Origin of the sequence: Flavobacterium flavigenum, assembly GCF_027111255.2 — a bacterium.
GTDB lineage: Bacteria > Bacteroidota > Bacteroidia > Flavobacteriales > Flavobacteriaceae > Flavobacterium > Flavobacterium flavigenum.
In genome coordinates, this window is sequence record NZ_CP114285.2 from 1,924,529 (window position 1) to 1,950,088 (window position 25,560).

20 protein-coding genes are annotated in these 25,560 nt (G+C 34.6%); 14 read left to right on the forward strand and 6 right to left on the reverse strand.

Annotation, left to right across the window (positions count from 1 at the left end; all coding sequences use genetic code 11):
* Positions 1–99 precede the first annotated feature (99 nt).
* The 6 genes from OZP09_RS07585 to OZP09_RS07610 all read left to right on the forward strand — a co-directional run bounded on the left by OZP09_RS07585 (position 100) and on the right by OZP09_RS07610 (position 4,654).
* Complete coding sequence (locus tag OZP09_RS07585) at positions 100–264, forward strand: hypothetical protein (protein WP_269237255.1); 165 nt, start codon at positions 100–102, stop codon at positions 262–264.
* A gap of 195 nt (positions 265–459) precedes the next feature.
* On the forward strand, positions 460–2,025 hold the full coding sequence (locus tag OZP09_RS07590) for a tetratricopeptide repeat-containing sensor histidine kinase (RefSeq protein WP_349293625.1): 1,566 nt from the start codon (positions 460–462) through the stop codon (positions 2,023–2,025).
* 6 nt (positions 2,026–2,031) lie between these two features.
* Positions 2,032–2,700 carry a response regulator gene (locus OZP09_RS07595; protein ID WP_269237256.1) on the forward strand — a complete coding sequence of 223 codons (669 nt, stop codon included), beginning with the start codon at positions 2,032–2,034 and terminating at the stop codon, positions 2,698–2,700.
* A gap of 140 nt (positions 2,701–2,840) precedes the next feature.
* On the forward strand, positions 2,841–3,905 hold the full coding sequence (locus OZP09_RS07600) for a type I restriction endonuclease (protein ID WP_269237257.1): 1,065 nt from the start codon (positions 2,841–2,843) through the stop codon (positions 3,903–3,905).
* Positions 3,906–4,011: 106 nt separating this feature from the next.
* A complete protein-coding gene (locus OZP09_RS07605) occupies positions 4,012–4,425 on the forward strand; it encodes a hypothetical protein (protein WP_269237258.1) in 414 nt (137 codons plus the stop codon).
* A 13-nt stretch (positions 4,426–4,438) separates the two neighbouring features.
* Positions 4,439–4,654 (forward strand): hypothetical protein, encoded by a 216-nt coding sequence (locus OZP09_RS07610; RefSeq protein ID WP_269237259.1) that lies wholly within the window; start codon positions 4,439–4,441, stop codon positions 4,652–4,654.
* 50 nt (positions 4,655–4,704) lie between these two features.
* Here OZP09_RS07610 and OZP09_RS07615 read toward each other — a convergent pair whose 3' ends face one another.
* Complete coding sequence (locus tag OZP09_RS07615) at positions 4,705–5,115, reverse strand: VOC family protein (protein ID WP_025572698.1); 411 nt, start codon at positions 5,113–5,115, stop codon at positions 4,705–4,707.
* A gap of 188 nt (positions 5,116–5,303) precedes the next feature.
* Entirely contained in the window at positions 5,304–5,723 is a 420-nt protein-coding gene (locus OZP09_RS07620) for a lipocalin family protein (RefSeq protein ID WP_269237260.1), read from the reverse strand.
* A 766-nt stretch (positions 5,724–6,489) separates the two neighbouring features.
* Here OZP09_RS07620 and OZP09_RS07625 point away from each other — a divergent pair.
* The 3 genes from OZP09_RS07625 to OZP09_RS07635 are packed head-to-tail and all read left to right on the forward strand — an operon-like array spanning position 6,490 to position 13,627.
* Complete coding sequence (locus OZP09_RS07625) at positions 6,490–6,948, forward strand: T9SS type A sorting domain-containing protein (RefSeq protein ID WP_281310557.1); 459 nt, start codon at positions 6,490–6,492, stop codon at positions 6,946–6,948.
* Positions 6,949–6,951: 3 nt separating this feature from the next.
* Positions 6,952–13,257 (forward strand): RHS repeat-associated core domain-containing protein, encoded by a 6,306-nt coding sequence (locus OZP09_RS07630; protein ID WP_281310558.1) that lies wholly within the window; start codon positions 6,952–6,954, stop codon positions 13,255–13,257.
* A 7-nt stretch (positions 13,258–13,264) separates the two neighbouring features.
* Positions 13,265–13,627: a hypothetical protein gene (locus tag OZP09_RS07635; RefSeq protein WP_281310559.1), complete on the forward strand. Its 363-nt coding sequence runs from the start codon at positions 13,265–13,267 to the stop codon at positions 13,625–13,627.
* Between the two features lie 383 nt (positions 13,628–14,010).
* Here OZP09_RS07635 and OZP09_RS07640 read toward each other — a convergent pair whose 3' ends face one another.
* From OZP09_RS07640 to OZP09_RS07655, 4 genes are all read right to left on the reverse strand, one after another.
* The gene (locus OZP09_RS07640) at positions 14,011–15,450 is read right to left on the reverse strand and encodes a TolC family protein (RefSeq protein ID WP_269237267.1); all 1,440 of its coding nucleotides are present in this window, start codon (positions 15,448–15,450) and stop codon (positions 14,011–14,013) included.
* A complete protein-coding gene (locus OZP09_RS07645; protein ID WP_223681991.1) occupies positions 15,443–18,610 on the reverse strand; it encodes an efflux RND transporter permease subunit in 3,168 nt (1,055 codons plus the stop codon). Before OZP09_RS07645 ends, OZP09_RS07640 begins: the two co-directional genes overlap by 8 nt.
* A gap of 78 nt (positions 18,611–18,688) precedes the next feature.
* A complete protein-coding gene (locus OZP09_RS07650; protein ID WP_269237268.1) occupies positions 18,689–19,768 on the reverse strand; it encodes an efflux RND transporter periplasmic adaptor subunit in 1,080 nt (359 codons plus the stop codon).
* Positions 19,769–19,938: 170 nt separating this feature from the next.
* Positions 19,939–20,289: a hypothetical protein gene (locus OZP09_RS07655; RefSeq protein ID WP_281310560.1), complete on the reverse strand. Its 351-nt coding sequence runs from the start codon at positions 20,287–20,289 to the stop codon at positions 19,939–19,941.
* A 355-nt stretch (positions 20,290–20,644) separates the two neighbouring features.
* On the opposite strand from OZP09_RS07655, the gene OZP09_RS07660 reads away from it, so the two are divergent.
* The 5 genes from OZP09_RS07660 to OZP09_RS07680 all read left to right on the forward strand — a co-directional run bounded on the left by OZP09_RS07660 (position 20,645) and on the right by OZP09_RS07680 (position 25,549).
* Positions 20,645–21,145: a tetratricopeptide repeat protein gene (locus OZP09_RS07660; RefSeq protein WP_281310561.1), complete on the forward strand. Its 501-nt coding sequence runs from the start codon at positions 20,645–20,647 to the stop codon at positions 21,143–21,145.
* Between the two features lie 125 nt (positions 21,146–21,270).
* Complete coding sequence (locus OZP09_RS07665) at positions 21,271–22,230, forward strand: ion channel (RefSeq protein WP_281310562.1); 960 nt, start codon at positions 21,271–21,273, stop codon at positions 22,228–22,230.
* A 74-nt stretch (positions 22,231–22,304) separates the two neighbouring features.
* Positions 22,305–23,204 (forward strand): MerR family transcriptional regulator, encoded by a 900-nt coding sequence (locus OZP09_RS07670; protein WP_281310563.1) that lies wholly within the window; start codon positions 22,305–22,307, stop codon positions 23,202–23,204.
* A 34-nt stretch (positions 23,205–23,238) separates the two neighbouring features.
* Complete coding sequence (locus tag OZP09_RS07675) at positions 23,239–24,699, forward strand: phytoene desaturase family protein (protein WP_281310564.1); 1,461 nt, start codon at positions 23,239–23,241, stop codon at positions 24,697–24,699.
* Positions 24,700–24,709: 10 nt separating this feature from the next.
* Positions 24,710–25,549 carry a phytoene/squalene synthase family protein gene (locus OZP09_RS07680; RefSeq protein WP_269237273.1) on the forward strand — a complete coding sequence of 280 codons (840 nt, stop codon included), beginning with the start codon at positions 24,710–24,712 and terminating at the stop codon, positions 25,547–25,549.
* The last annotated feature ends 11 nt before the right edge of the window (positions 25,550–25,560 follow it).

Below are 25,560 nucleotides of genomic sequence, written 5' to 3' on the forward strand. Positions count from 1 at the left end.
CTACGCACTTCACTTCCCAACCAAAATTTGGTATTGCCAAACAAGATCTGGACAGAATCCGGACAGCAATACCCATGTCTAATTTTAAATCACAAAAAGATGAAAACTTTATTTTTAATGGGAGCGTTTGCGCTATTGACAACTACATTATTTTCCTGCACAGCAGATGAATATGAAACTCAGACTAAAAAAGATGTCGCACCAGCTTATGCTGATGGCCCTGGAGATCAGCCTATCATTGTACCGCCACCGCCAACTAAATAATTAATCAATTAAAAATCTGTAATTTATATTTAATTACTAATTTCGGGGAAAGTAAATTCTATGTTACGATCCCCGTTTTTTTGTTTCGTCATTTTCCTTTTACTCCTTTCGTGCACGAAAAAAGCTCCTATTGCCCTTAATCAGGAAGCTATAAAAAAGGAAGCCGTTAACTTAAGAAATAAAGGAATCTCAAACATGGAGAAAAAAAACTTTAATACGGCTTTCTACAATTTCAACAAATCAAAAATAATCTTTGAAAGAGTAAAAGACAGTGGCAATGTTGTCTTCAATCTTATTCAGATGGCTTCCATTCAACAAGTTAATGGCGATTATTACGGAAGTAAGGAAACCTTAACAGAGGCATTGCCTTATATCAAAAAAAAAGATGTTTACAGTGCTTCTGTCAATAACTCTTTTGGCATTGCAGATAAGGAGCTTTCTATTTACAATGATGCCATTCATTATTACAAAGAAGCAATAAAAGAATGCACAGATTCTGTTTCAAGACAAGGACCGCTAAATAATATTGCAGTCGTATACATCCATCAAAAAAAATACGATAACGCAATCCGTATATTAGAAACTATTGTTGATTCAGAAACATTAGACAATCAATCTCTAATAAACAATAAAGCAAGAGTTTTAGACAATTTAGGTTATGCTTATTTTAAAAAAGACATCCCTGAAAAAGGTCTTATTCTAATGACAGAAAGTTTTAAACTAAGAAATAAGATTAATGATACATACGGAGCTATCGAAAGCAATTTGCATCTGGCAGAATATTACTCAAAAACTGACACAGGAAAATCAAATAATTATGCTATAAATGCTTATAAAATCGCGACTAAATGTAATAGTATAGATGAACGTTTAAAATCTTTAGCAATCTTAATAGCCAATGGTTCGGGAACTAAATATGCAAAAAAGTACCTTACCCTAAACGACAGCATAATTAAAATCAGAAATAATTATAAAAATAAATTTGCTAAAATAAAATACGATTCAAAAAAAGAAAAAGACGAAAACCAGAAACTGCGCTTAGAAAAAGCAGAAAATTTATTGGCTCTTCAGGAAGTTAAATACCAAAGAATCTTTTTTATAATTGGAATTATTTCCCTGTTCTGTTTAATGGCCTATCTAAAAAAACGGTATGAGAACCGAAACCGAATTGAAAAAATAAAAACAGCCTACGATACCGAAACCAGAATTGCCAAAGATATCCATGATGAACTGGCCAATGATGTTTTTCATACTATTACTTACGCACAAACCCAGTCTTTAACTTCCGGGAACAATAAAGAAACCTTATTACAAAACCTCGACCATATTTATTCACGCGTTCGCGGAATTTCCAGAGAGAATAGCAATGTTGATACCGGTCCTAATTATGCTGCCAACTTAAAAGAAATGCTTTCGAATTATAATAGCAGCAATACCAACGTTATTATTACAAACATTGAAAAGATAAACTGGGAGAACCTGGATGATGAAAAAAAGGTTACCATCCATAGAGTACTTCAGGAATTAATGGTCAACATGAAAAAACACAGTGAAGCTTCTTTGGTCGCTATTAAATTTGATAGTAAATCGAATTTGGTGTCTATCAATTATTCGGACAACGGAAAAGGCTGTGAAAAATCAAAAATCATACAAAATGGTTTGCAAAATATGGAAAACCGTATTCTGGCCATAAAAGGAACTATTACTTTTGATACTGAACCCGATAAAGGTTTCAAAGCACAAATAACAATGCCTAAATAAAAGCCTATGTTTAAAAAAGTAATAATAGCAGAAGATTTTGAAGAATTCAATTTAGCAGTCAAACAAACTTTAACTGATTTCAACATTGTCAATTTTCAACATGCAAAATATTGTGATGATGCTTTTCTAAAAATAAGAAAAGCTATTCAGGATAATGAACCTTACGATTTATTAATTAGTGATCTTTCATTTAAAAAAGACCATCGTGAGGTAAAAATAATTAGCGGAGATGAACTAATTCAAAAAGTTCGGGAGGTACAGCCTAATATTAAAATCATCGTCTACTCAATCGAAGACAAAGGAATTCGCATCAAATCACTTTTTGAAAATGATGAAATTGATGCCTTTGTATTAAAAGGACGAAACAGTATCGAAGAATTTAAGAAAGCAATCAGCATTATTTCGACTTCAGACCAAAAGTTCATTTCTCCGGAAGTAGCATCTGCCCTTCAGGAAAAAAATAATTACGAAATTGACGATGTAGATATTCAGATTCTAAAACACCTGTCTGCTGGCACTTCGCAGGATGAAATCATAGAAATTTTTAAAAACTCAGATATTAAGCCCAACAGCAAAAGTGCTGTCGAAAAAAGGCTTTCAAAACTCAAAGACTTTTTTAAAGCAAATAATACGGTTCATCTGGTTTCGATTACAAAAGATATGGGTATTATTTAAACTCATGTATAATACAATTTATAAGCTCCTTCAGGGGCTTTTTTTATTGCCAAGATTTAAAATTTACGGATTATGGTTTTCCGTAAAACACTGATTTAAAATAGGTTTAAGTTTGAATAATTAATTTAAACCACCAACTAATGGAAATCAATATTCAACTAAAATCATTAGCCGATAAAATCAATCAGCTAAAAAACAAAATTGATACAGAAGAATCTACCAAACACGCTTTTGTACTGCCTTTTATACACGTTCTCGGATACGATGCTTTTAATCCGCTTGAAGTTGTGCCTGAGTTTACTGCTGACCTTGGCTTAAAAAAAGGAGAAAAAGTAGATTATGCTATTTTCCAGAACGGCGAACCCATTATAATTGTAGAATGCAAAAGCTGGAAAGAAAAACTAACCATTCATAATTCGCAGTTATTCCGCTATTTCCATGTTACCAAAACCAGATTCGCTCTTTTGACCAACGGAATCAATTATCAGTTCTTTACCGATCTGGATGCTCCGAATAAAATGGATGAAAAACCATTTCTGGAATTTGACATCACAAATCTTAAAGAAAATACGATTAATGAAATCAACAAATTTCACAAGTCTAATTTTAATGTCGATAATATTGTGAGCAATGCGAGTTCCTTAAAATATATTAAGGAAATCAAAAAGCAGATCAACGCAGAGCTTGAAAATCCATCCAATGATTTCACTAAGCTTTTTGCCAGTAAAGTTTATACCGGAAGATTAACTGAAAAAGTAGTGGATGAGTTTAAAGATTTGGTTCAGAAATCATTGAGTCAATACATAAACGACCGTATTAATGACAGATTGAATGCCGCCCTTACGAAAGAGACAATCAAGCAACAGGATGAAGAAATAGTAACTGCTGAAGAAGAAGGCAAAATTGTAACCACTGAAGAAGAACTGGAAGCGTACCGAATCGTTGTGGCGATTTTGAGAAGAAAAATTCCAATTAAAAGAATTGTCCATCGTGACACGCAATCGTATTTCGGAATCCTCTTAGACGATAATAATCGGAAACCGCTTTGCAGGCTACATCTTAATGGAGGAAAAAAATACATCAGTCTTTTTAATGATAACAAAACAGAGTCAAAAACTGCCATTTTATCAATTGATGACATCTACCATTTTGAAAAAGAATTGCTGGATACTGTAGAAATTTATGATGGTCAAAATCAAGTATAAGTACTCATTTTAAAATACCGAATTGTATTTAGATTTATCAGACATTCATCAAAAACAATTCTAAAGTACTGACTTAAGCCAGCTTTACTTTAAAGCCACGTCGCCTATGCTAAAAAACTACTCCATCCTGTTATTACTATTGTCTACATTTTCCTGTAAAAAAACTTGCATAAAGTCACATTCACCGCAAATCAACTCTTTTTACAAGGAAGTTATCTCAGCAGATGACCGTAAAACCATTACACCCGAAGAAGCCAAAACGTATCATGTGGACAAAACCTATCAATACGAATACAGAACCGGATATTCAGGAAATTACGAGTATAATTATGATGTAAAAGGAATTAATAATAAAGGTGATTCGGTTTTTGGTAATATAAATGTTGAAGGAAAATACGGTGCCGGAATTTTAATAAACGATAGCATTGGAGATATCGAAATTAATACCGAATGGATTTCTTATGGAAAGCTAAAAGGGTATGATAAAAAAAGAAACGAATATTATTTAATGGTCAAATAAACAAACACTTCACATGAAATATAACTTATTATTAATTCTCATGGTTGTTTTACTTTCTTCTTTTCAACCTGTCGAAAACAGTATTTTTATATGCGGACCAAGAGGTGCTAAAAAATATCACTATTCTGAAAATTGCCGCGGACTTACTGCCTGCAGACATGAAATTATAAAAACCTCCTTGAAACAGGCCCAGGGTTATGGACTCACACTTTGCGGTTGGGAAGATTAAAAACAACAACCTCTCAGCATATATCTGAGAGGTTTATAACTAATAGAATACTAAGCTGGCTCCCAAAGTTCAATTTTATTTCCTTCAGCATCCATAATATGCACAAATTTCCCGTAATCATATGTTGCGATATCGTCCAGTATCGTTACTCCATTTTCTGTAAGCTGAGCTACTAATCCTTCAATGTTCTGAACGCGATAATTAATCATAAAATCTTTTTTCGACGGAGAAAAATAGTCATCTCCTTTTTTGAAAGGACTCCATTGAAGCGAGTTTATTTCCTCTGGTTTATTGAGATCCCGGGATTCAAAACTGGAAGTGCCCCAATCACTGATTTCAAAACCTAAATTTTTAGCATACCAGTCTTTGGTTTTCTGCGGATCATCTGAAAAGAAAAAAATCCCGCCAATTCCTGTGACCTTAGGTATTAAATTATCTGCATTACTTTTTTGATCTTCCATATTTATTGTTTTGAGTTAGTCAAAATCATCAACTAATATAATCAAAATCAATTATATATTAATTTGTTTAAAAACAAATTCGATCATAACCTGCTTAATTTTATAAATAAAAAACGGCAATAACATCGATGTGTTATTGCCGTTTTTTTAATACTAATTCAAATAAATGTTTTTGACTTAAGACATAATTATCTTTTATAAACTGTAATCGCGCCAGTCAATTTGTCTTTTAATTTCAACTCTTTATTAGTAAGGTTCATGATATCAGAAGTTGTACTTAGATTACCAAAAGTGAGAGTCAAATCATTATGAGATCTTACGTAAGTTCCTGTTGTTTCAGTTTTGTTACACTCTGTTCCGCTATAGTCTCCAATAACTGCAACATTACTCAATTTTAATTCTAAATAATCTTTGGAGCATCCACTTTGATTTTGCGCTGCATCAATTAAAACCTCTTTCCCATTAACTATCTCTCCAGTTTGGCTTAACTCATATTTTCCCTGAATTGGTACAATTGTTTCTCCGTCATTGTCTTCGTTGCTGCATGATGTTGTTGCGAATAATCCAAAACTTAAGGCTAATACATATAAAAAATTTCTAGTTTTCATGTTTTTTGTTTTTAAAAATTATAATTTGATTTGTTTTTACGAATTTACATTCGACTTGATTCAAATCTGTTTCAAAATTTTCAAAATAACTTACATAATTGCTGTTTAAATGAAAAATCATAATTTTACACTAACATGTCCTCAGAATAATCAAAAAAAACCTTCTAAAACTACTTCAGAATGTTTTTGATCTACGATCAATTTATACTAATTATTACAATATCTTTTTAACTAATGATAGAGAGAAATTGTAACTTTTAATCTTTGAATTAGCTATACTACTTTATTAAATAAATAATTGGATTCTTTAAAAATGTTATTCGAAATAGAAAAAATGTGTAATACAAAGCTTTTTAAAGATTAAAATTTTAAAAGTCTCAACTGTTTCTAAAGCTTATTTAAGTATCAATAATCATAAATCAGTTTCTTTGAATAAAATTCAAGAAAGATTAACGAACTAGATAATAAATAATTGAAAGTCATTTTTTAGACTGTATCTTCCTAAGAACTAGTGTTACAGAATAATTATTAATTTGATTAGACAGATTTTCCTTTTTTTAGGCAGAAAAACTTTATTTAATTTTATTTTAACAAAAGTGTTGTATTTGTTAAAATTAACCTAATATTTCAATACATATTTGCCATATAAGTATTTAATCGATTATATATACATTTTTAACGATTATTTTGATATTTAAACAATACTTATGTAAGTATTGTACTAAATATTTATTTCTGTTTTATTTGCATAAACATAAAAGAAGAAATGATGAAAATAATATGTGCAATTATTTTTTTGGGAATTACAAATTTTGCCCATGCTCAAAATGATCTGGTAAAATTCACTTACGATAGTGCTGGTAATCAGACGCAACGTATAATATGTATAAACTGTTTATCAGCAAAAAAAACTAATGACAGTATCAAAGAAGTTTCTGTATTGCAGGAAGAAGATTTACAAAAGTTTATACCAGACGATGATATCTCCTATTATCCAAATCCGGTAAGGGAAGAACTGTATCTTCAATGGCATTTTTTTGAGGGGACTCAAATCTCTTCTATTAACGTGCATGACTTGAATGGTCGCTTACTTCAATCTTTAAATGGCATGAGTAAAGTAACTAATCAAAATATTTCTTTTCAAAATTACCCAAGAGGAGTGTATGCTATTGTACTAACTTATAATAATGGTGAACAAAAATCAATCAAAATCATTAAGGAATAAAATATGAAACATTTTTACTTTACCCTATTCTTTTTAGGTTTATCTTTTTTGTTATCTGCACAGGAAATGGGAGGCACTCCAGTGGAAGGTTTATTACCTATCAAAAAAATAGACAATTCTGAAGGAGCATCAATCTCTAAGACAAGTGACTTAGGTTCAGCCTCGAATAGAATACTAACAACCTCAGCAATAACTCCTACAGGAAGTTCTTCTGAAGTTGGAATCACTGAAGGTCTATTATCAGTGTCGCTTTCTGGATCAGCAAATTATAATATTCCTATTTTAGTTCCCCCTGGCATTAATGGTGTAGTCCCTCAGGTAAGTTTAGCTTATAGCAGCCAGGGAGGCAATTCCATAGCTGGATATGGTTGGAATATTACAGGAGTTTCTAAAATTACAAGGATACCTGCAACAAAATTTCATGATGGAATTATCGATGGAGTTGATTTTGACAATTTAGATCGTTTTGCACTTGATGGCCAACGATTGGTCATAAAAAGCGGTACATATGGAGCAAGTGGTGCAGTATATGAAACGGAAAACTTTTCTAATATAAAGGTTACTTCATATGGAATTCACCCAAATGGTGTCTCTTATGGACCTGCTTATTTTATAGTTGAATACCCTGATGGCTCCAAAGCTTATTACGGTAATTCTACAGATTCCAGAAGTATAATGGAATACTCCATTACTTATTGGGAAAATCCACAGGGAGTTCGTATCAGTTATACATATAATAATGTCAATAACAGCTTAAGCATTGCTACTATTAATTATGGGACATTAGGAGCAACAACTGGTATAAACAAAATCCAGTTTAATTACGGTACAGCTAATCAGAAGGAAGAATTGTATGTAGGAAATCAAAAAATTTTACAGGACAAAATTTTATACAGCATTGTTGTGACAGCTAATAGTATTGGTTATAGAAGCTATCAATTGGCACATTGGCCAACCTCTCAGGGCTATCAACGACTAATTAGTATTACTGAAAAATCAGGAGATGGTTCAAAAAGCTATAATCCTACCATTTTTACTTATGAAGATACTACTCAATCTATTTCCTATGCTGACATCACTACTAATTTGAATATTGGAAATATTACATCATTAAATGCAGGAACTGTATCGGGAGATTTTGATGGAAATGAAAAAATGGAATTCATACTTTATCCAACTACCGGTACTGACAGCAAAGCTAAATACTGGTTGTTTTCAAGTATAGATTCAGATAATTACGTAAATTTTGGCACTCAGCATAATGTAGGAGCATTTGAAGAAATTTTTGCAACCACCTGGTTGAGTTGGAATAATCATCTTATGCCTAAACAAGGATGGACAGTCGTTAAAAAAGCAAATACTAATTATACTTTTACGGTTTATAGTGCTTCAGCTACTTACCCTATTCTTTATCAATATGAGCGGGTTGTTAATTTTCCAGTGGAGCCAATGGCTGGTTTATGCTACAAAAACCAAATGGTTCCTAAAAAGATAATTTCAGGAGATTTTAATGGTGATGGATTAACTGATGTAATTGCAATTGACAATCCTTCTTCTTGCACTAAAAAGAAAGTCTATTTTGTTGATTTAAAAAGAGATAATACCTCTAATTATTTAACCTATTCAGGGGAATTGCTAGTTAATCTGAGTTCTACTTCACGAGTGGATGTGGCTGATATGGATGGAGATGGGAAATCAGATTTTATGGTGTTTGAAAATGGAAAAGTAACTTGTTATACTTTAGATAACGCCAATCAATTGGTTTTATTGTGCAATTATTCTGATACCAATATCTCCGTTGCTACTACTAAAACAATTATACTTGGGGATTATAATGGTGATGGAAAAACTGATTTTATGATTCCAAAAGCATATGATTCGTATGATTGGTATAAATATTCCTCTACAGCAACGGGCTTTTATAAACAAATAGTTTCATCAGTACCATACTATAGAAATATTTCAACAGAAACCCACAATTATATAGCATCTGATTACGATAAAGATGGAAAATCCGATATAATTCGAGCAACGAATACCCGAAACTCAGCAAATACTTCTGGAAAAATACTAATAGTATGTTACGTGAATACCAATGGTTCTTTCGGTTATACTTCAGTTGAAGCAGTTAGTCCATTTCTATCCGATATAAATCTCAATACACTTCCTATTTATCTACCTACAGGAAAAGGATTTCAAAGCAAAGATAAACCTTATAATCCAACATTAGAAATAGCATTTTTAAGTAACAATAAAATTTTCTATTTTAATTCTGGCAAGGATAATACTAAGGATCAATTATTACGCTCTATTACTACTGGTAATGGTGTAAAAGAGTTCATCACTTACAAACCTTTAAACTCAGATGTTGATTATGAAAATGGTTTTTATAATCCTATTTATAATAGCTCTTATTCCGAGAGTTACCCTAATTCAAATATTGAATCGGCTTCCAGCATGCAGGTGGTTTCTATGTTGGAAAAACAAAGTGCTACAGATTATAAAAAACAGTTGTATTCTTATTATGATGCTATTTCAAACACAGAAGGATTAGGATTTTTAGGTTTCAAATCAACTGCTAATACCAATTGGTTTGACAATAATAATCCAACTATTTCAACAATATCTAAATTTGATACGAACTTGCGCGGAGCAAATATAGAAAGCTATAGTGTTATTGGACAGTACAATGCCAGTAATTATGCTGCACCAAGTGATTTTATTAGTAAAACAACATCAACATACATTAGTTCATTAAGTGCTACTAAAGTATTCAATCTCAAACTGACCAATTCTCAACAATACAACGGTTTGGAAAATACCAGCATAGAAACTTCCTCCATCGTATATGATGCTTTTAATAATCCAACAACATCAACAGTTACAACAAAAGAAGGAGGTGCAACCCAACAAACTACAGTAACTAATTTGGCGTATGCTGCACCTACAAGCTCTCCTTATGTTGTAGGCAGGCCCACGAATAAAACCCAAAGTGTGACAGTTTCAGGAGACACTATGACTACTGAAGAACAATACGTTTACAATACAGGGGGTTTATTAACTCAAGTGAAGAAAAAAGGACATAATACTAACTTTATTACCGAAAACAATGTCTATGACTCCTTTGGCAACATTACCAAAAAAATAATTTCAGCTAACAATGTTTATCCAAGAGAAACAATTTATGAATATGATCCATCGGGAAGATTTTTAACCAAAAGTATTGATGTAGAAGGACTAGCAACCAATTATAATTACAATACAGCTAATGGCGTATTAAATTCAGAAACAAATCCGTATGGATTAACAACTTCTTATTTATATGACGCCTGGTTCAAGAAAACAAAAACTACCGATTATCTAGGGAAGAATAATACTTATACCTATACCCAAATTAACGAAAAAACAAAAATAACTACCACCGGAGATGACGGCAGTTTTAATGAAGAACTCTACGATGATTTAGGACGAAAAATAACCACTACTGCAAAAGACTTAAATGGCAATGTATCTAGCGTTTCTTATCTTTATGATATTTACGACAGAAACTATAAAATAAGTGAACCTTATAGTGGCAGTAGTGCAACTCAATGGAACGAAACGCAATATGATGTATATGGAAGACCAACTCAAAATATATCTTTTACAGGCAAAACGACAAGTTTCAGTTATTCTGGTTTGACCACAACCATTAATGATGGCACTAAAACAAAATCAGTAACTAAAAATGCGTTAGGCAATACAGTATCTTTAACCGACACCCCAGGTGGAACAATTACCTATACTCATTTTGCCAATGGTAATCTAAAATCATCCAATTATAATGGAGAAGTAACCACGATTGAGCAGAATGGCTGGGGCAGAAAAACTAAACTTACTGACCCATCGGCTGGTGAATATAATTATACTTATAATGATGTAGGGCAGGTCTTAACAGAAACGACACCCAATGGCACCACAACTTACGCCATAAACACAGTAGGCAAATTAACGCAAAAAAAAATTGTAGGAACGAATACTAACACTACGACTACATATACGTATGATGTTGCCAGCAAATTACTAACATCAAGTACTTTTGTTGATGCCTTAGAAAATAATGCAACCACTACAACTGTTTACACGTATGACAGTAATAAAAGGTTGACATCTTCAGTTGAAACAACTCCATATGCAAGCTTTACCAAACAACTAACTTATGATGCCTTTGGCAGGGTAAATACTGAAACCTCAACAGCTACTGCAGCTGGAAAATCAAGTACTAAAACCGTACAGCATACCTATAAAAACGGACAGCCATGGCAAATAATAGACACATCCAATTCTCAGGTATTATGGCAAACTAATACCATTAACGCCAGAGGACAGCTTACTGGTGCGACTATGGCCAATGGAAATATTGCCATCAGTAATACTTATGATTCTTATGGATTTATTTCTCAAAGTAAACAGGACCGATTGATTGTTTCCCCGGGAAACATCATGACCCTTAATACGGTGTTTGAATCTCAAAAAGCAAATTTAACCAGCAGGACCAATAATTTATTTAACTGGAATGAAAGTTTTACTTATGATGCCTTAGACCGTCTTACTTCGTTTAAAAACACCGCAGGTATAACCGAAACCCAAAGCTATGATGACCGAGGAAGGATTACCCAAAATGCAGTAGGAACTTATAATTATACCAATACTGCCAAAGCATACCAAAATACCTCGATAGCAGTTACACCTGAAGCTTTAACTCATTATCAGGTAAATCAGCAACAAGATATTACCTATAATGTCTTTAAAAGTCCTTACCAGATTGAGGAAACAGGCAAGGATAAAATTAGTTTTACATACAACGATGCTAACAGCCGTAGTACCGTATTTTATGGTAGTACCGATAACGACAAACTATTAAGACCATTACGTAAATACTACTCTGCCGATGGCAGCATGGAAATTAAACACACCATTCAGACTGGAGCAGTTGAGTTTGTAACGTATATAGGTGGCGATGGCTATAGCGCTCCTGTAGTATTAAAAAGTGATGGCGCTACCCAGAATTATTTATATTTACAAAGAGATTACCAGGGAAGTATTGTTGGTATTAGCGATGCTACAGGCCAATTGCTGGAAAAACGTTTGTTTGATGCTTGGGGCAATGTGTTAGTACAGGATGGGGCAGGAAATGCATTAAACGGTCTTACTTTGTTAGATAGAGGTTATACCGGTCATGAACATTTGCAAAGTGTAGCGTTGATACACATGAACGGGCGTTTGTATGATCCTAAACTTCACCGTTTCTTACAGCCGGATAATTATGTGCAAGATCCTACCGATACGCAAAATTATAACCGTTACAGTTATGTGCTAAACAATCCATTAAAATACACAGATCCTAGTGGGGAATTATCATGGAGATCTGTAGGGGGATGGATTAAGAGAAATTCACAAGCCATTACTATTGTAGCAACAGTTGTGGTAGCTGTCGGTTTAACTGTAGTAACGGCAGGTATGGCTAGTCCACTAGCAGCAGCAGCCATTGTTGGGGCTGGAGCAGGCTTTACATCAGGTGCAGTAGGTACATGGACACAGGGAGGAAGTTTCGCAGACGGTCTTCTTAATGGTGCTATACAAGGTGCTATTGGTGCTGCTTCAGGCTATGCCGGAGCATATATGAGTACCGCTATAAATGCAGTTGGAATTATTCCGGGTGCCTTATCTGGCGCGGCTACTTCTACTTCTTTAGGAGCAATGACCAATTTGATATCAGGCAACGATTGGAATGCCGGTTTGGGAATGGCAGCAGTGTTTGGCGGAATTGGCGGTGGTATTTCCGGATTTTCAGCAGCTAAAGCAAGTGGTTCTGGTATTTGGTTTGGAACAGAAGTTAAGCCTTCTGCTACAGTTATTGCAGGAAATATTAATAATGCAACTGCAGAAGCTCGAGTGGAATATAATAAATCTACACAGGTTCAGACTGAACCTACGAGTATGTCTAATTCTAGCAGTGCGACACAGTTCGATGAATTACCTTCTGATGTATTAAATAAAACAGCTGAATACCCTAGTGCATATTTAGATTATCCAAGCCAAACAGGTACTCCAAATAGTATTCATCAATATACAACTAATAGTGGTAAACCTCTCCAAAATACTATTTATAATGGTGATGGAAAAGCAGTAATGCAACTCGATTTTAAACCACATGGAACTGGAAATATAAATGGTGTTCCTCACGGACATATAATGGAAGTTCCTGGAGTAATTTCAACAGGACATCAAGGAAATCATATTCCATTTATGTTATTAAAATTTAAATAAACAAGATATGTTAGAAAAGATCACACCAAGGTATGGCAATTTTCCTGATAGCCTTATTGAAAGAATTATTTTTTATCCAATTACAGGAAGTACCGAGAGCAATGTAGAGGTTCTTTTAAGTTGTTATAATATAAAAAATGAAATGAAGAAAGAAATGATAAAATTATCCTTTAAAAAAATAAAACAAATAAAACTAAGTCAACTTAATGATAATCCTAGTTTATTTTTGAATGAAATTTATATTGAGAATAAAAACGATTTAATTACATTCGATTTTTTTCCCATTGATCATTTTGATTATTTAGAAGAAAATCCTAATTCAAGTTTTATTATAAAATGCAGCGAGATTGATTTTGAGGTTTTAGAATAAGTCAAAATAGGAGATTACTTGTGGCGAGAAGGATAATCAATGGGTAGGCGCATGCCTGTAGCTTGTAACCACAAACAAGGTAACTTAATAAAATTTAATTATAACACATATTAGGGATTTCAAAAAAAATAGTATTTTAAATTAGAATAATAGCTAATTTACAAAATCTAAACGTTCCAAATTATATTATGACAGACTTAGTGCAGCTATTTACGTACGTTATAAAAATTATAGTACTAAAAAACTGTATTTTTTTTGGTTATAAATAAAACAATATTCTTCAGAATTTTCTGCAATAATTGATATTGGCACTAAAAAACCTCCCGAAAATTTAAACTTTTCCGGGAGGTTCAATCCTACAACTATTAATAAAAAAAATGATACTATTTCCAGCCGCCGCCTAAGTCTTTATAAACATAGACTGCTGCATTGAGCTGTTCTTTTTTGGTATCTATCAATTCTAATTTTGATTCTAACGCATCACGCTGTGTCATCAAAACTTCGAAATAATCTACTCTTGCCGATTTAAACAAGTCATTCGAAACCTCAATCGATTTATTTAAGGCATCTACCTGCTGTGATTTTAAATCGTAGCTTTTCTGTAAATTATCAATTTTAGAAAGTTGATTCGAAACTTCCAGATACGCATTCAAAATTGTACGGTCGTAGTTGTACAATGCCTGAAGCTGTCTGGCATTAGCACTTGAAAACTCGGCTTTGATAGCATTTCTGTTAATCAGCGGCGCTGCTAAATCTCCTGCCAGCGAATACAAAATAGATTCAGGAAACGTAAACAAATAAGACGGTTTAAAAGCCTGCACGCCAAAAGCTGCCGAAATATCAAGCGAAGGATAGAATTCGGCACGGGCAACTTTTACATCCAGTTTTGCTGCCACCAATTCTAATTCGGCTTGTTTCACATCCGGGCGGTTCATTAGTAACTGAGACGGAATTCCGGAGTTTACTTCAGCAGGCAATAACGTTAAAAAGTTAGTATTGGTTCTCTTTACTTCCTGAGGATATCTTCCTAATAAGAAATTGATTTTATTCTCGTTTTCTTTAATTTTCTGAAGAATATCAAACTCTAAACTTTTAGAAGTCAGCACCTCAGCCTGAAACTTCTGCACACCTAATTCTGTAGCTCTGGCTGCCTGTTTCTGAATTTTTACAATTTCTAAAGCATTTGTCTGTAACTCAATGGTCTGTTTTACAATATCCAGCTGACTGTCTAAAGCCAATAACTCGTAATAGGAATCGGCTACCTCAGCAATCAGATTGGTGATTACAAAGTTTTTGCCTTCTACAGTTGCCAGATAGCGGTTTAATGCGGCTTTTTTAGAATTGCGCAATTTTTTCCAGATATCTACTTCCCAATTGGCGTAAGCAGCAATGGTAAAATCTCCTAAAGGGTCCGGCATTTCTACACCTGGTTTAATTTCTGTAGTGGCATCACCCGCACCCTGACTGGTGTATCGCCCTACTTTTTCTACTCCTGCTCCGGCACGTACGCCTACAGACGGCAGTAAAAGCCCTTTTTTAACACGGATATCATTTTTTGCAATTTCGATTTCCTGCAGTGTAATGTTTAGTTCCTGATTGTTTTTTAAGGCTGCATCAATTAAGTCAATTAGATTTTGATCCTTAAAAAATGTTCTCCATTTCATAGAACCGGTATTGACTGTGTCCAGATTTTTGACTGCTCCAAAAGATTCCGGAACAGGGGAACTTGCCGTTGCAGTCTCGGCTACAGGGGCTTTACAGCCCACTACAGCAAGACAAATACCTAATGCAATACTATATTGATATGCTTTGAATTTATACATGATTGTTGTCAATTTCTTCAGTTAATGGATTCTCTTCTTCATGTTTTACCAGTTTATGTTTCTCGGCAATTTTAGCAAAGATGTAATACAAGCCCGGAATTACGAATACTCCGCAAATCGTCCCGATTAACATACCTCCTGCTGCTGCAGTACCAATAGTTCGGTTACCAATTTTTCCCGGACCAGTAGCAAAAACAAGCGGTATTAATCCGGCAATAAATGCGAATGAAGTCATCAAAATAGGACGGAACCTTGCCTTTGCACCTTCCATAGCAGCTTCTAAAACCGTTTTGCCTGCAGCATGTCTCTGGATTGCAAACTCTACAATCAATACGGCATTTTTACCTAATAATCCAATAAGCATAACCATCGCTACCTGCGCATAAATGTTGTTTTCTAATCCTGCAATCTGCAATAAAAGGAAAGCACCAAAAATACCGGCAGGAAGAGAAAGAATTACTGATAATGGCAAAATAAAACTTTCGTACTGAGCTGCAAGAACCAGGTATACGAATCCTAAACAAATTAAGAACACCCAGATTGCCTGATTGCCCTGTGCTACCTCATCGGCAGAGATTCCCGCCCAGTCAATATCATATCCTCTTGGTAATTTTTTCGCAGCTACTTCCTGAATCACCTTAATCGCAGTACCGGAACTGTAACCCGCAGCTGGAGAACCACTGATCTGTGTAGAAGTGTACATATTATGACGTGTAATCTCTGAAAGTCCATATACTTTTTCCAGTTTCATAAAAGCAGAATACGGCACCATCTCATCACGATTGTTTTTTACATACAACTTCAAAATATCATCTGGCTGTGCACGATATTCCGGTGAAGCCTGAACGATTACTTTATAATTAATTCCAAATTTGATAAAACTGATTTCATAATTACTACCCACAAGAGTCGACAGGGAATTCATGGCGTTTTCGATTGAAACCCCCTTCTGCTGTGCAAGGTCATTGTCTACTTTCATCATAAATTGAGGAAAACTGGCACTGTAAAAACTAAACACATTGGATAATTCAGGCTGTTTGTTTAATTCAGCCACAAAATCGTTGTTTACCTGCTCCATTCTCTTGTAATCGCCAGAACCTGTTTTATCTAACAAACGAAGCTCAAATCCTCCGGCAGCTCCATAACCAGGAACAGCTGGCGGTTGGAAAAACTCGATATTAGCTCCTGCGATATCTTTGCATTCTTCCTCCATTTCATGCATAATCTCCAGAACAGATTCTTTTCTTTCACTCCAGTCTTTTAGATTCACCAAACAAGTACCTGAGTTTGCTCCTGTACCCTCTGAAAGGATTTCATAACCTGCTAATGAAGAAACCGATTTTACGCCATCAATATGTTCTGCAATTTTTTGAACTCTCTCTGCAATATTGTTGGTTCTTTCTAGTGAAGATCCTGGTGGTGTCTGGATAACCGCATAAAACATTCCCTGGTCCTCATTTGGAATAAATCCGGAAGGCACGTTACTGCTTATTAGCCATGTTCCCGCACAAAATCCTAAAAGCGCCACTATGGTAACCACTCTTCTGTTGACAATTTTACCTAATAAATTTTGGTACTTGCCCTGCGCCAGATTAAACTTGTTGTTGAAACCATCGATAAACCGGTCAGCAAGAGTTTTTTTCTTAGGTTTACCATGATTGTTTTTTAACATCATTGCACACAAAGCCGGAGTCAGGGTCAATGCCACAATACCCGAAAGAATAATTGCTGTGGCCATGGTAACTGAAAATTGTCTGTAAAATACTCCAACTGGTCCTGACATAAAGGCTACCGGAATAAATACTGCCGCCATAAGAAAAGTAATTGCAATGATTGCCCCCGCAATTTCGTGCATTGCTTTTTTAGTAGCCTTAAATGGCGACAGATGTTCTTCTTCCATCTTGGCGTGAACGGCTTCGATAACCACAATCGCATCATCGACGACGACCCCGATTGCTAGTACCAAAGCAAATAAAGTAATTAAGTTCAGCGAAATATCAAAAAATGTCATGAACACAAAGGTTCCTACCAGCGATACCGGAACCGCAATGGCCGGAATAACCGTTGAACGCCAGTCTCCTAAGAAAAGGAAAACTACTAATCCTACCAGAATAAACGCTTCAACCAATGTGTGAATTACCTTTTCAATAGAAGCGTCAAGGAATTTAGAAACGTCATACGAAATTTCATAATCCATTCCTTTTGGAAATCTTTGTTTGATTTTTTCCAGCTTGGCTTTTACTTCTTCGATAACCTGATTGGCATTACTTCCAAAAGATTGTTTCAATACAATCGCCGCTGATGGTTTTCCGTTCAAATTCGAATAAATATCATACATCGAACTTCCAAATTCAACTTTTGCAATATCTTTCAAACGTAAAAGCTCTCCATTTGGATTTGATTTTACGACAATGTTCTCATATTGTTCTTTTGTAGTAAAACGTCCGGAATATTTCAATACATATTCAAATGCCTGAGAACGTTTTCCTGAGCTTTCCCCTGTTTTACCCGGGGAAGCCTCCAAACTCTGACTTGATAAAGCTTCCATTACCTCATCTGCAGAAATTTTATAAGCCAGCATACGATCTGGTTTCAGCCAAATACGCATGGCATATTCACGTGTTCCTAAGATATCTCCGGAACCAATACCGTTTACCCTTTTTAATTCAGAAAGTACGTTAATATCAGCATAGTTGTATAAAAACTTCATGTCGGTATTTGGGTCTGTACTGTAAAGGTTCACGTACATCAGCATACTTGGTACCTCTCTGGTAATTTTGATACCTTCACGAATTACCAAAGGAGGAAGTTTATTGGTAACAGAAGCCACACGGTTCTGAACGTTAATTGCTGCCTGGTTAGGATCAGTACCTAAGTTAAAAACTACTTTTATTGTTGCTTCACCATCGTTTCCGGCATCTGAAGCCATATATTTCATTCCGGGAACTCCGTTTAAGGCTCTTTCCAAAGGAATAACAACCGCCTTAACCATCAATTCTCCGTTAGACCCAGGATAGTCTGCAGTAACATTCACCATTGGAGGTGAAATGGTAGGGAATTGGGTAATTGGCAAACTTAATACCGATAAGACCCCTAAAAAGACAATTATCAACGATATTACTATCGAAAGAACAGGTCTTTGAATAAATTTATTAAACATTTGTTATATTTTTTATGATTGGATCAATTCAGAGTTTCAGGTTTCAGGTTTCGCTCTAAATTTGAAACCTGAAACTTTTTACTCCGCTTTTAGTCTTAAATTGTTGATTACCTTTTGCGGGGCGATATAAACGTAATTGATTTTATCTCCTTCTTTTACTTTCTGAACACCTTCAAGTAAAATTTTATTATTTTCTGTCAGTCCGCTGCTTACAACATATAAATCCGGAATTTCACCAGTAATCGTGATTTCTTTTGCGCTTACCTTATTGTTCTTATCGACAATAAACACATATTTTTTATCCTGAATTTCGTAAGTCGCTTTTTGTGGAATCACAATAGCATTTTTCAAAGGAACCAACATCTGAACCTTCCCGGTTTCTCCGTTTCTAAGTAATTTTGAATTATTAGCGAACCTTGCCCTAAAAGCAATATTTCCGGTTTCGTTATTAAATTCACTTTCGATAACCTCAACATTTCCTTTGTACTTAAAAGGTTCACCGTTGGCCAAAAGCAGCCCTACTTTTGTTTCTGCACGGTCTTTTACATCGGTTTGATATTGCAGGTATTCCGGCTCAGAGACATTAAAATAAGCAAACATCTGAGAGTTATCTGAAAGGCTGGTCATCAATTCTCCTTCATCAATAAGACTTCCTAATTTTAACGGAATACGGTCGATCGTTCCGTCAAAAGGCGCTTTGATTTCGGTAAATGACAAATGAAGTTTAGCCAGTGCCACCTCAGCTTTTGCCGACTGCAGTTTTGCCTGGGCAACACTTAGTTCGTTTTTAGAAACGATATTTTTATCTGCCAGGGTCTTCGCGTTTAAAACCTCAATTTCTGCAGATTTTTGTTCTGCCTGGGCTTTTAGCAATTCTGCCTGATACATGTTGGGCATGATTCTGAATAATAACTGACCTGCTTTTACAAACTGTCCTTCATCCACATAAATATTTTGTAAAAACCCTTTTTCCTGGGCGCGGATTTCGATGTTTCGTACAGAACGAATCTGCGAAACATATTCTTTGGTAAATGAAGTGTCAATTTTTACAGGATTGGTTACTGTAAATTTTTCTGCTTCCTCTTTTTCTTCTTTTTTAGATGTACAACTGGTTAGGCACACTAAGGCAATTAAGCCTGTGAAAACAATTCTTTTCATGATTTAAGTATGGAAATTAAGCGATTGAATGCTTGGAATAAAAAATTCCTTTAGAGGTAAAAAGCATCAGTAACCATAGTCAGAACAGAACTGTCCCATGTGAAGAAGTAAAAATATACATCACGAGATATGAATGCTCATAACTCAGGCAACCGATGTATAAGTATTTATCAGATTCTTAAAACGCGCTGCGTAATGTAAATAGGATTTGAATAGCCACAGAATGGCACAAAGAATTTGAAATAACGGTGATAATTTACAGTAATCTGATCTGAGAATGTCAGATACCAATTATCAAGCAGACTATAATTTGCAGCAAAAATTTTGCCGCCTAAATCATTTTTAAGAGCATCGCCTCCCAGAAATTCCTCATCCAGATCAAGGTCGGCTTCTTCAATTATAGAAGTTCCCTGTTCGTGGGTGATGTATTTTACACGGTGTTTATGCTCATAATTGTGAGAAGAATTTTGATGGGTACCGGCATTGATATATTGCCCTCCGCCCAGCAGAAGGAAATTCATGAATACCAAAAATAAAATTATTCTTCTCATATTGGTTGCGAAAGTAAGCAAAGAATTGAAACAAAAAAATAAATTTTAATAAGGTTTAACAACTATAAACCAACTAAAACGTTTTCTTTCACCCATTAAAAATTTAACAAATTAATTTTCAGATTTAATTTGTAAAAAATAGAAGACTTTTTTCATTATCAAATAAATCTTTTTTCATTTTTTAACCACTGGTTATCATTTAAATAACTCAAAAACACAAAATTATTTCTTCAATTCAGTCTAATTTTGGGTAAAAGAACTTCTCTTACAAATAAATATTTCTATATTCGTTTAACAAATATCAATTAACCCCAAATTAGTTTTTATGAAACACGTATTACTTACTTTATTTTTTATGGCGACCTGTTCAGTATGGTCACAATCAGCAACTGCTTATTTCGACAAAGCAATGAAAAAAGCCGAAGCCGGCAACACAAAAGGCGCAATTGCAGACTACACAAAAGCAATCAGTATGAATTCAAAATTTGTAGAAGCCTATCAGAACCGTGGTGTAGCCAAATTCAAGCTAAACGATTTCACAGGTGCTTTGGCTGATTTTAACAAAACCATCGAGTTAGATAACATGAATGCTGATGCCTATACAGGGAGAGCAAACGTAAATTACAAACTATTAAATTATCCTGATGTTATTAAAGATTGTTCTTATTCGATTATGTTAAACCCAAAAGATTATGTGTCTTATAATCTTAGGGCATTAGCCTATAACAAATCAGGCGACAAAAAAAATTGCTGCAAGGATTTCTCTAAAGCGATAGAATTAGGAAGCCAAAGTGCGATTAAGAACAGAGCAACTTTTTGTAAATAAACATTAGCTAAAAAATAATATCGGCAATCTGTAGAATTCAAATTTTACAGGTTGCTTTTTTTTTGTAAAAAGAAGCACATTTTTAACTCCAGAAGATATTCTTACATTTGCTCAAAATAAATGAAATGGCTCTTTTAAAGAAAATAAATAATAAGGCACAAACAGATCAAAATTCAGGTTTTGGCACAAATGCTAACAGCTATGGCGGAAGATTTGTGAACAAAAACGGAACGCCAAACATCGAGAAAAGAGGCATGCATATGTTGCGCAGGATCAGCTGGTACCATACCATGATAAATATGCCCAACTGGAAATTCATGTTGATTTTATTTATTTTTTATATTGCCATCAATTTTGTTTTTGCAATGCTATATTATGCAATCGGAATTGAACATCTTGACGGAATATCTCAATCGCAAAATGTTTGGACACAATTTGGACAGGCTTATTTTTTCAGCGCACAGACTTTTACAACTGTTGGTTACGGACATATCAGTCCAATCGGATTTTTGACCAGCGCCCTTTCTGCTGCAGAAGCTTTAATCGGACTTTTAAGTTTTGCCATAGCGACAGGTTTATTCTTTGGAAGATTCAGCAAACCAACCGCTTTTTTAAAATTTTCCCATCATGCCCTGATTTCTCCATATAAAAATGGCAAAGGTTTAATGATAAGGCTTGTCCCTTTTAAAAACACCAATTTTACTGATGCAAAAGCAAAAGTAACACTTGGGATGAGCATAGAAGAAAACGGAGTAATGACCAATAAGTTTTATAATCTTGATTTAGAACTAGACAGAATTAATGCACTTTCCTTAAGCTGGACGCTGGTTCATCCAATAACAGAAAACAGCCCTTTGTATAATTTTACCGAAGAAGATTTCATGAAGGTCAATGGAGAAATCCTGGTCTTTATTACTACTTTCGATGATATGTTCAGCAATACCGTCGCTGCAAGGACTTCTTATACATTTAATGAAATTATATATGGAGCCAAATTCAAAACCATGTACAACCGAAGCAAAGACGGTTCCAGAACAATTTTACACTTAGATTTATTAAACAGTGTAGAACAGGCAACTTTCTAATAATCTATCATTTTGATGAGGTTTTAGACGTAATCTCAGATTTTATTCTATTTTTGTTTATCCAATAACAAAGAATGATAAACAATATAAAAACAGTTTTCAATATAAAAGATCTTGAAAACTTATCCGGAATAAAAGCACACACTATTCGCATCTGGGAAAAGAGGTACAATATCCTTGAACCTATGCGGACTGATACTAATATCAGACTATACGATTTAGCCAGTTTACAAAAGCTGCTCAATATTACCCTGCTTCATGAATACGGATACAAGATATCTAAAATCGCCACTTTTCCTGAAGAAAAAATTCCGGAGTTGGTCCGCGAAATTATTTCAATGAAAAATTCACAGAATTACGCCATCAATTCGTTTAAGATGTCTATGATGAATTTCGATCAGGAGCTTTTTTTTAACACCTTCGACTGGCTGATTTCTGAAAAATCATTTCAACAGGTTTTTAAGGAACACTTTCTTCCACTTTTGAAAGAATTAGGACTTTTATGGCAATCACAAACCATCAGTCCGGCAAACGAACACTTCATGAGCCACCTGATTAAGCAAAAAATATTAATTTATACCGAGGGGCTTCAAATTGTTAAGCCTACCAAAACAGATAAAGTATTTGTGCTTTCTTTACCGCTGAATGAAATTCATCAAATAGGATTGCTGTATCTTCAATACGAAATCGTACTCAAAGGCTACAAAAGTATTTATCTGGGCGAAAGCATGCCTATAGAAAACCTGGAGGACCTCACCAGACATTTCAACAAAATTACTTTTGTTACCTTTATGACTGTACAGCCAGATCGCGGCGTTGTAAATCAGTATGTAAAAACAATGGAGAAAAAACTGCTTTTAAAAACCAACGAAATCTGGCTGATTGGAAAAATGGTTGAACATATTGACCGAAAAAACTTATCAGAAAGAACATTTGTTTTTGACACAATGGAAGAAACTATTCAAAGAATATAATTTTGTCTAAAGTTTTTGTATATTTGTTAAACAAATGAAAAAAACTATCTCCATAATAGGTTCTGGGTTTTCTGCTTTAGCAGCTTCATGCTACATGGCAAAGCTTGGACATGACGTAACTATATACGAAAAAAACGATTCGATTGGCGGAAGGGCAAGACAATTTAAAAGCAACGGTTTTACCTTTGATATGGGGCCAAGCTGGTACTGGATGCCGGATGTTTTTGAACGATTCTTTCAGGATTTCGACAAAAAACAATCGGATTATTATGAGCTTATCAAATTAAATCCTGCCTATCGGGTTTATTTTGGCATTGATGATTTTATAAATATCTGCGACAATCTTGAAGCAATAAAATCTACTTTCGAAAACATCGAAAAAGGAAGCGGACAAAAGCTTCAGACTTTTATCAATGAGGCTAAAAGCAATTACGATATTGCCATAAAAGATCTGGTATATCGTCCCGGGGTTTCTCCTTTAGAATTAATAACACCAAAAACTGTTTTAAAACTTAACGAGTTTCTTAGCACAGTCAGTTCTGATATCCGGAAAGAATTCAAAAATGAAAGACTGATCCAGATTTTGGAATTCCCCGTTTTGTTTCTGGGTGCGAAGCCTTCCAAAACCCCTTCGTTTTACAATTTCATGAATTACGCCGATTTTGGTTTAGGCACCTGGCATCCTAAAACCGGGATGTTTGATGTGGTTCGCGGGATCGAAAAACTGGCTTTAGAATTAGGCGTGACAATTAAAACCAACTCGGGAATTGAAAAAATAATTGTAGAAAATAAAACGGCTACCGGAATTGTAATTAACGGAAAAACAATCCAGTCGGACATTATTTTAAGCGGTGCCGATTACCAGCATACCGAAACTTTACTCGAAAAAGAATATCGCGCCTATTCTGACAACTATTGGGAGAGCCGTGTTTTTGCCCCTTCTTCCCTGCTGTTCTTTGTAGGTTTTGATAAAAAAATAGAAAACATAACGCATCATGCCTTATTCTTTGATGTTGATTTCAATCAGCATGCAGCTGATATTTATGATGACCCAAAATGGCCTGATGCCCCATTGTTTTATGCTAACTTTCCATCAAAAACAGATCCGACAGCAGCACCTGAAGGAATGGAAACGGGTTTCTTTTTAATTCCGCTAGCACCGGGAATAAATGACAGTGAAGCACTTAGGGAAAAATATTTTGAGAAAATCATCACTCGTTTTGAGCAGATTACGCAACAAAAAATAAAAAATAATATTATATTTAAGAAATCATTCTGTAAAAACGATTTTGTAGCGGATTATAATGCTTACAAAGGAAATGCTTACGGAATGGCAAATACCTTATTACAAACTGCTTTTTTAAGGCCAAAATTAAAAAGCAAAAAAGTACGTAATTTATATTTTACAGGACAATTAACAGTTCCTGGTCCAGGGGTTCCGCCTGCTTTAATTTCAGGAAAACTGGTTGCTGAGTTAATTCAAAAATCACTTTAGATCTTAAAAAATGAAATCATTATTCGACACCGTTTCTTTCAAATGCAGTAAGCTGGTTACCAAAAACTACAGCACTTCTTTTTCGCTTGCCGTACACATGCTGGCACCAAGCATTCGCGATGCCATTTACAGCATTTATGGTTTTGTGCGATTTGCTGATGAAATTGTAGATTCTTTTCATGATTATGAGAAAGAATACCTTATTGACGATTTCGAAAAAGAATATTACAAAGCGATGCAATTAGGAATAAGCCTCAATCCTATTCTTAATTCTTTTCAGCATACTGTAAAAGAGTATAACATCACAGACGATCTGGTTCAGGCGTTTTTAAAAAGCATGAAACTTGACCTCATCAAATCAAATTATAACACCCAGACTGAATATGAAGATTACATTTATGGATCAGCGGATGTGGTGGGTTTAATGTGCCTGAAGGTTTTCGTAAAGGGAAATAATCAAAAATACGAGCAGCTTAAAAATGAAGCGATGCGATTGGGATCAGCTTTTCAAAAAGTGAATTTCCTGCGGGATTTAAAAGACGACAATCTGGTTTTAAACCGAAATTATTTTCCGGGTGTCAATCTGAATTCATTCGATGAAAATACAAAAACTGCTATCATCAACGAAATCGAAGAAGATTTCAGAGTGGCCTATCAGGGAATCGTTAAACTGCCAATTGAAGCTAAATTTGGGGTTTACACCGCGTTTATCTATTATAAAAAACTACTGAAAAAGCTTAAAAATACTCCCTGCTCCGAAATTGGAAATTCAAGAATCCGTGTTTCAAATTATACTAAAGCAGGTCTTTTGGCCCAGTCTTTTGTAACTTACAAATTAAAATTAGTCTAAGGACTCAATCA

What these genes read in the sequence shown, in the direction of transcription:
- OZP09_RS07645 (WP_223681991.1), bottom strand. Translation starts at nt 18,610, where the DNA reads ATGTTTAATAAATTTATTCAAAGACCTGTTCTTTCGATAGTAATATCG.
- OZP09_RS07640 (WP_269237267.1), bottom strand. Translation starts at nt 15,450, where the DNA reads ATGTATAAATTCAAAGCATATCAATATAGTATTGCATTAGGTATTTGT.
- OZP09_RS07615 (WP_025572698.1), bottom strand. Translation starts at nt 5,115, where the DNA reads ATGGAAGATCAAAAAAGTAATGCAGATAATTTAATACCTAAGGTCACA.
- OZP09_RS07625 (WP_281310557.1), top strand. Translation starts at nt 6,490, where the DNA reads ATGATGAAAATAATATGTGCAATTATTTTTTTGGGAATTACAAATTTT.
- OZP09_RS07585 (WP_269237255.1), top strand. Translation starts at nt 100, where the DNA reads ATGAAAACTTTATTTTTAATGGGAGCGTTTGCGCTATTGACAACTACA.
- OZP09_RS07670 (WP_281310563.1), top strand. Translation starts at nt 22,305, where the DNA reads ATGATAAACAATATAAAAACAGTTTTCAATATAAAAGATCTTGAAAAC.
- OZP09_RS07590 (WP_349293625.1), top strand. Translation starts at nt 460, where the DNA reads ATGGAGAAAAAAAACTTTAATACGGCTTTCTACAATTTCAACAAATCA.
- OZP09_RS07650 (WP_269237268.1), bottom strand. Translation starts at nt 19,768, where the DNA reads ATGAAAAGAATTGTTTTCACAGGCTTAATTGCCTTAGTGTGCCTAACC.
- OZP09_RS07660 (WP_281310561.1), top strand. Translation starts at nt 20,645, where the DNA reads ATGAAACACGTATTACTTACTTTATTTTTTATGGCGACCTGTTCAGTA.
- OZP09_RS07610 (WP_269237259.1), top strand. Translation starts at nt 4,439, where the DNA reads ATGAAATATAACTTATTATTAATTCTCATGGTTGTTTTACTTTCTTCT.
- OZP09_RS07680 (WP_269237273.1), top strand. Translation starts at nt 24,710, where the DNA reads ATGAAATCATTATTCGACACCGTTTCTTTCAAATGCAGTAAGCTGGTT.
- OZP09_RS07655 (WP_281310560.1), bottom strand. Translation starts at nt 20,289, where the DNA reads ATGAATTTCCTTCTGCTGGGCGGAGGGCAATATATCAATGCCGGTACC.
- OZP09_RS07630 (WP_281310558.1), top strand. Translation starts at nt 6,952, where the DNA reads ATGAAACATTTTTACTTTACCCTATTCTTTTTAGGTTTATCTTTTTTG.
- OZP09_RS07675 (WP_281310564.1), top strand. Translation starts at nt 23,239, where the DNA reads ATGAAAAAAACTATCTCCATAATAGGTTCTGGGTTTTCTGCTTTAGCA.
- OZP09_RS07620 (WP_269237260.1), bottom strand. Translation starts at nt 5,723, where the DNA reads ATGAAAACTAGAAATTTTTTATATGTATTAGCCTTAAGTTTTGGATTA.
- OZP09_RS07595 (WP_269237256.1), top strand. Translation starts at nt 2,032, where the DNA reads ATGTTTAAAAAAGTAATAATAGCAGAAGATTTTGAAGAATTCAATTTA.
- OZP09_RS07635 (WP_281310559.1), top strand. Translation starts at nt 13,265, where the DNA reads ATGTTAGAAAAGATCACACCAAGGTATGGCAATTTTCCTGATAGCCTT.
- OZP09_RS07600 (WP_269237257.1), top strand. Translation starts at nt 2,841, where the DNA reads ATGGAAATCAATATTCAACTAAAATCATTAGCCGATAAAATCAATCAG.
- OZP09_RS07665 (WP_281310562.1), top strand. Translation starts at nt 21,271, where the DNA reads ATGGCTCTTTTAAAGAAAATAAATAATAAGGCACAAACAGATCAAAAT.
- OZP09_RS07605 (WP_269237258.1), top strand. Translation starts at nt 4,012, where the DNA reads ATGCTAAAAAACTACTCCATCCTGTTATTACTATTGTCTACATTTTCC.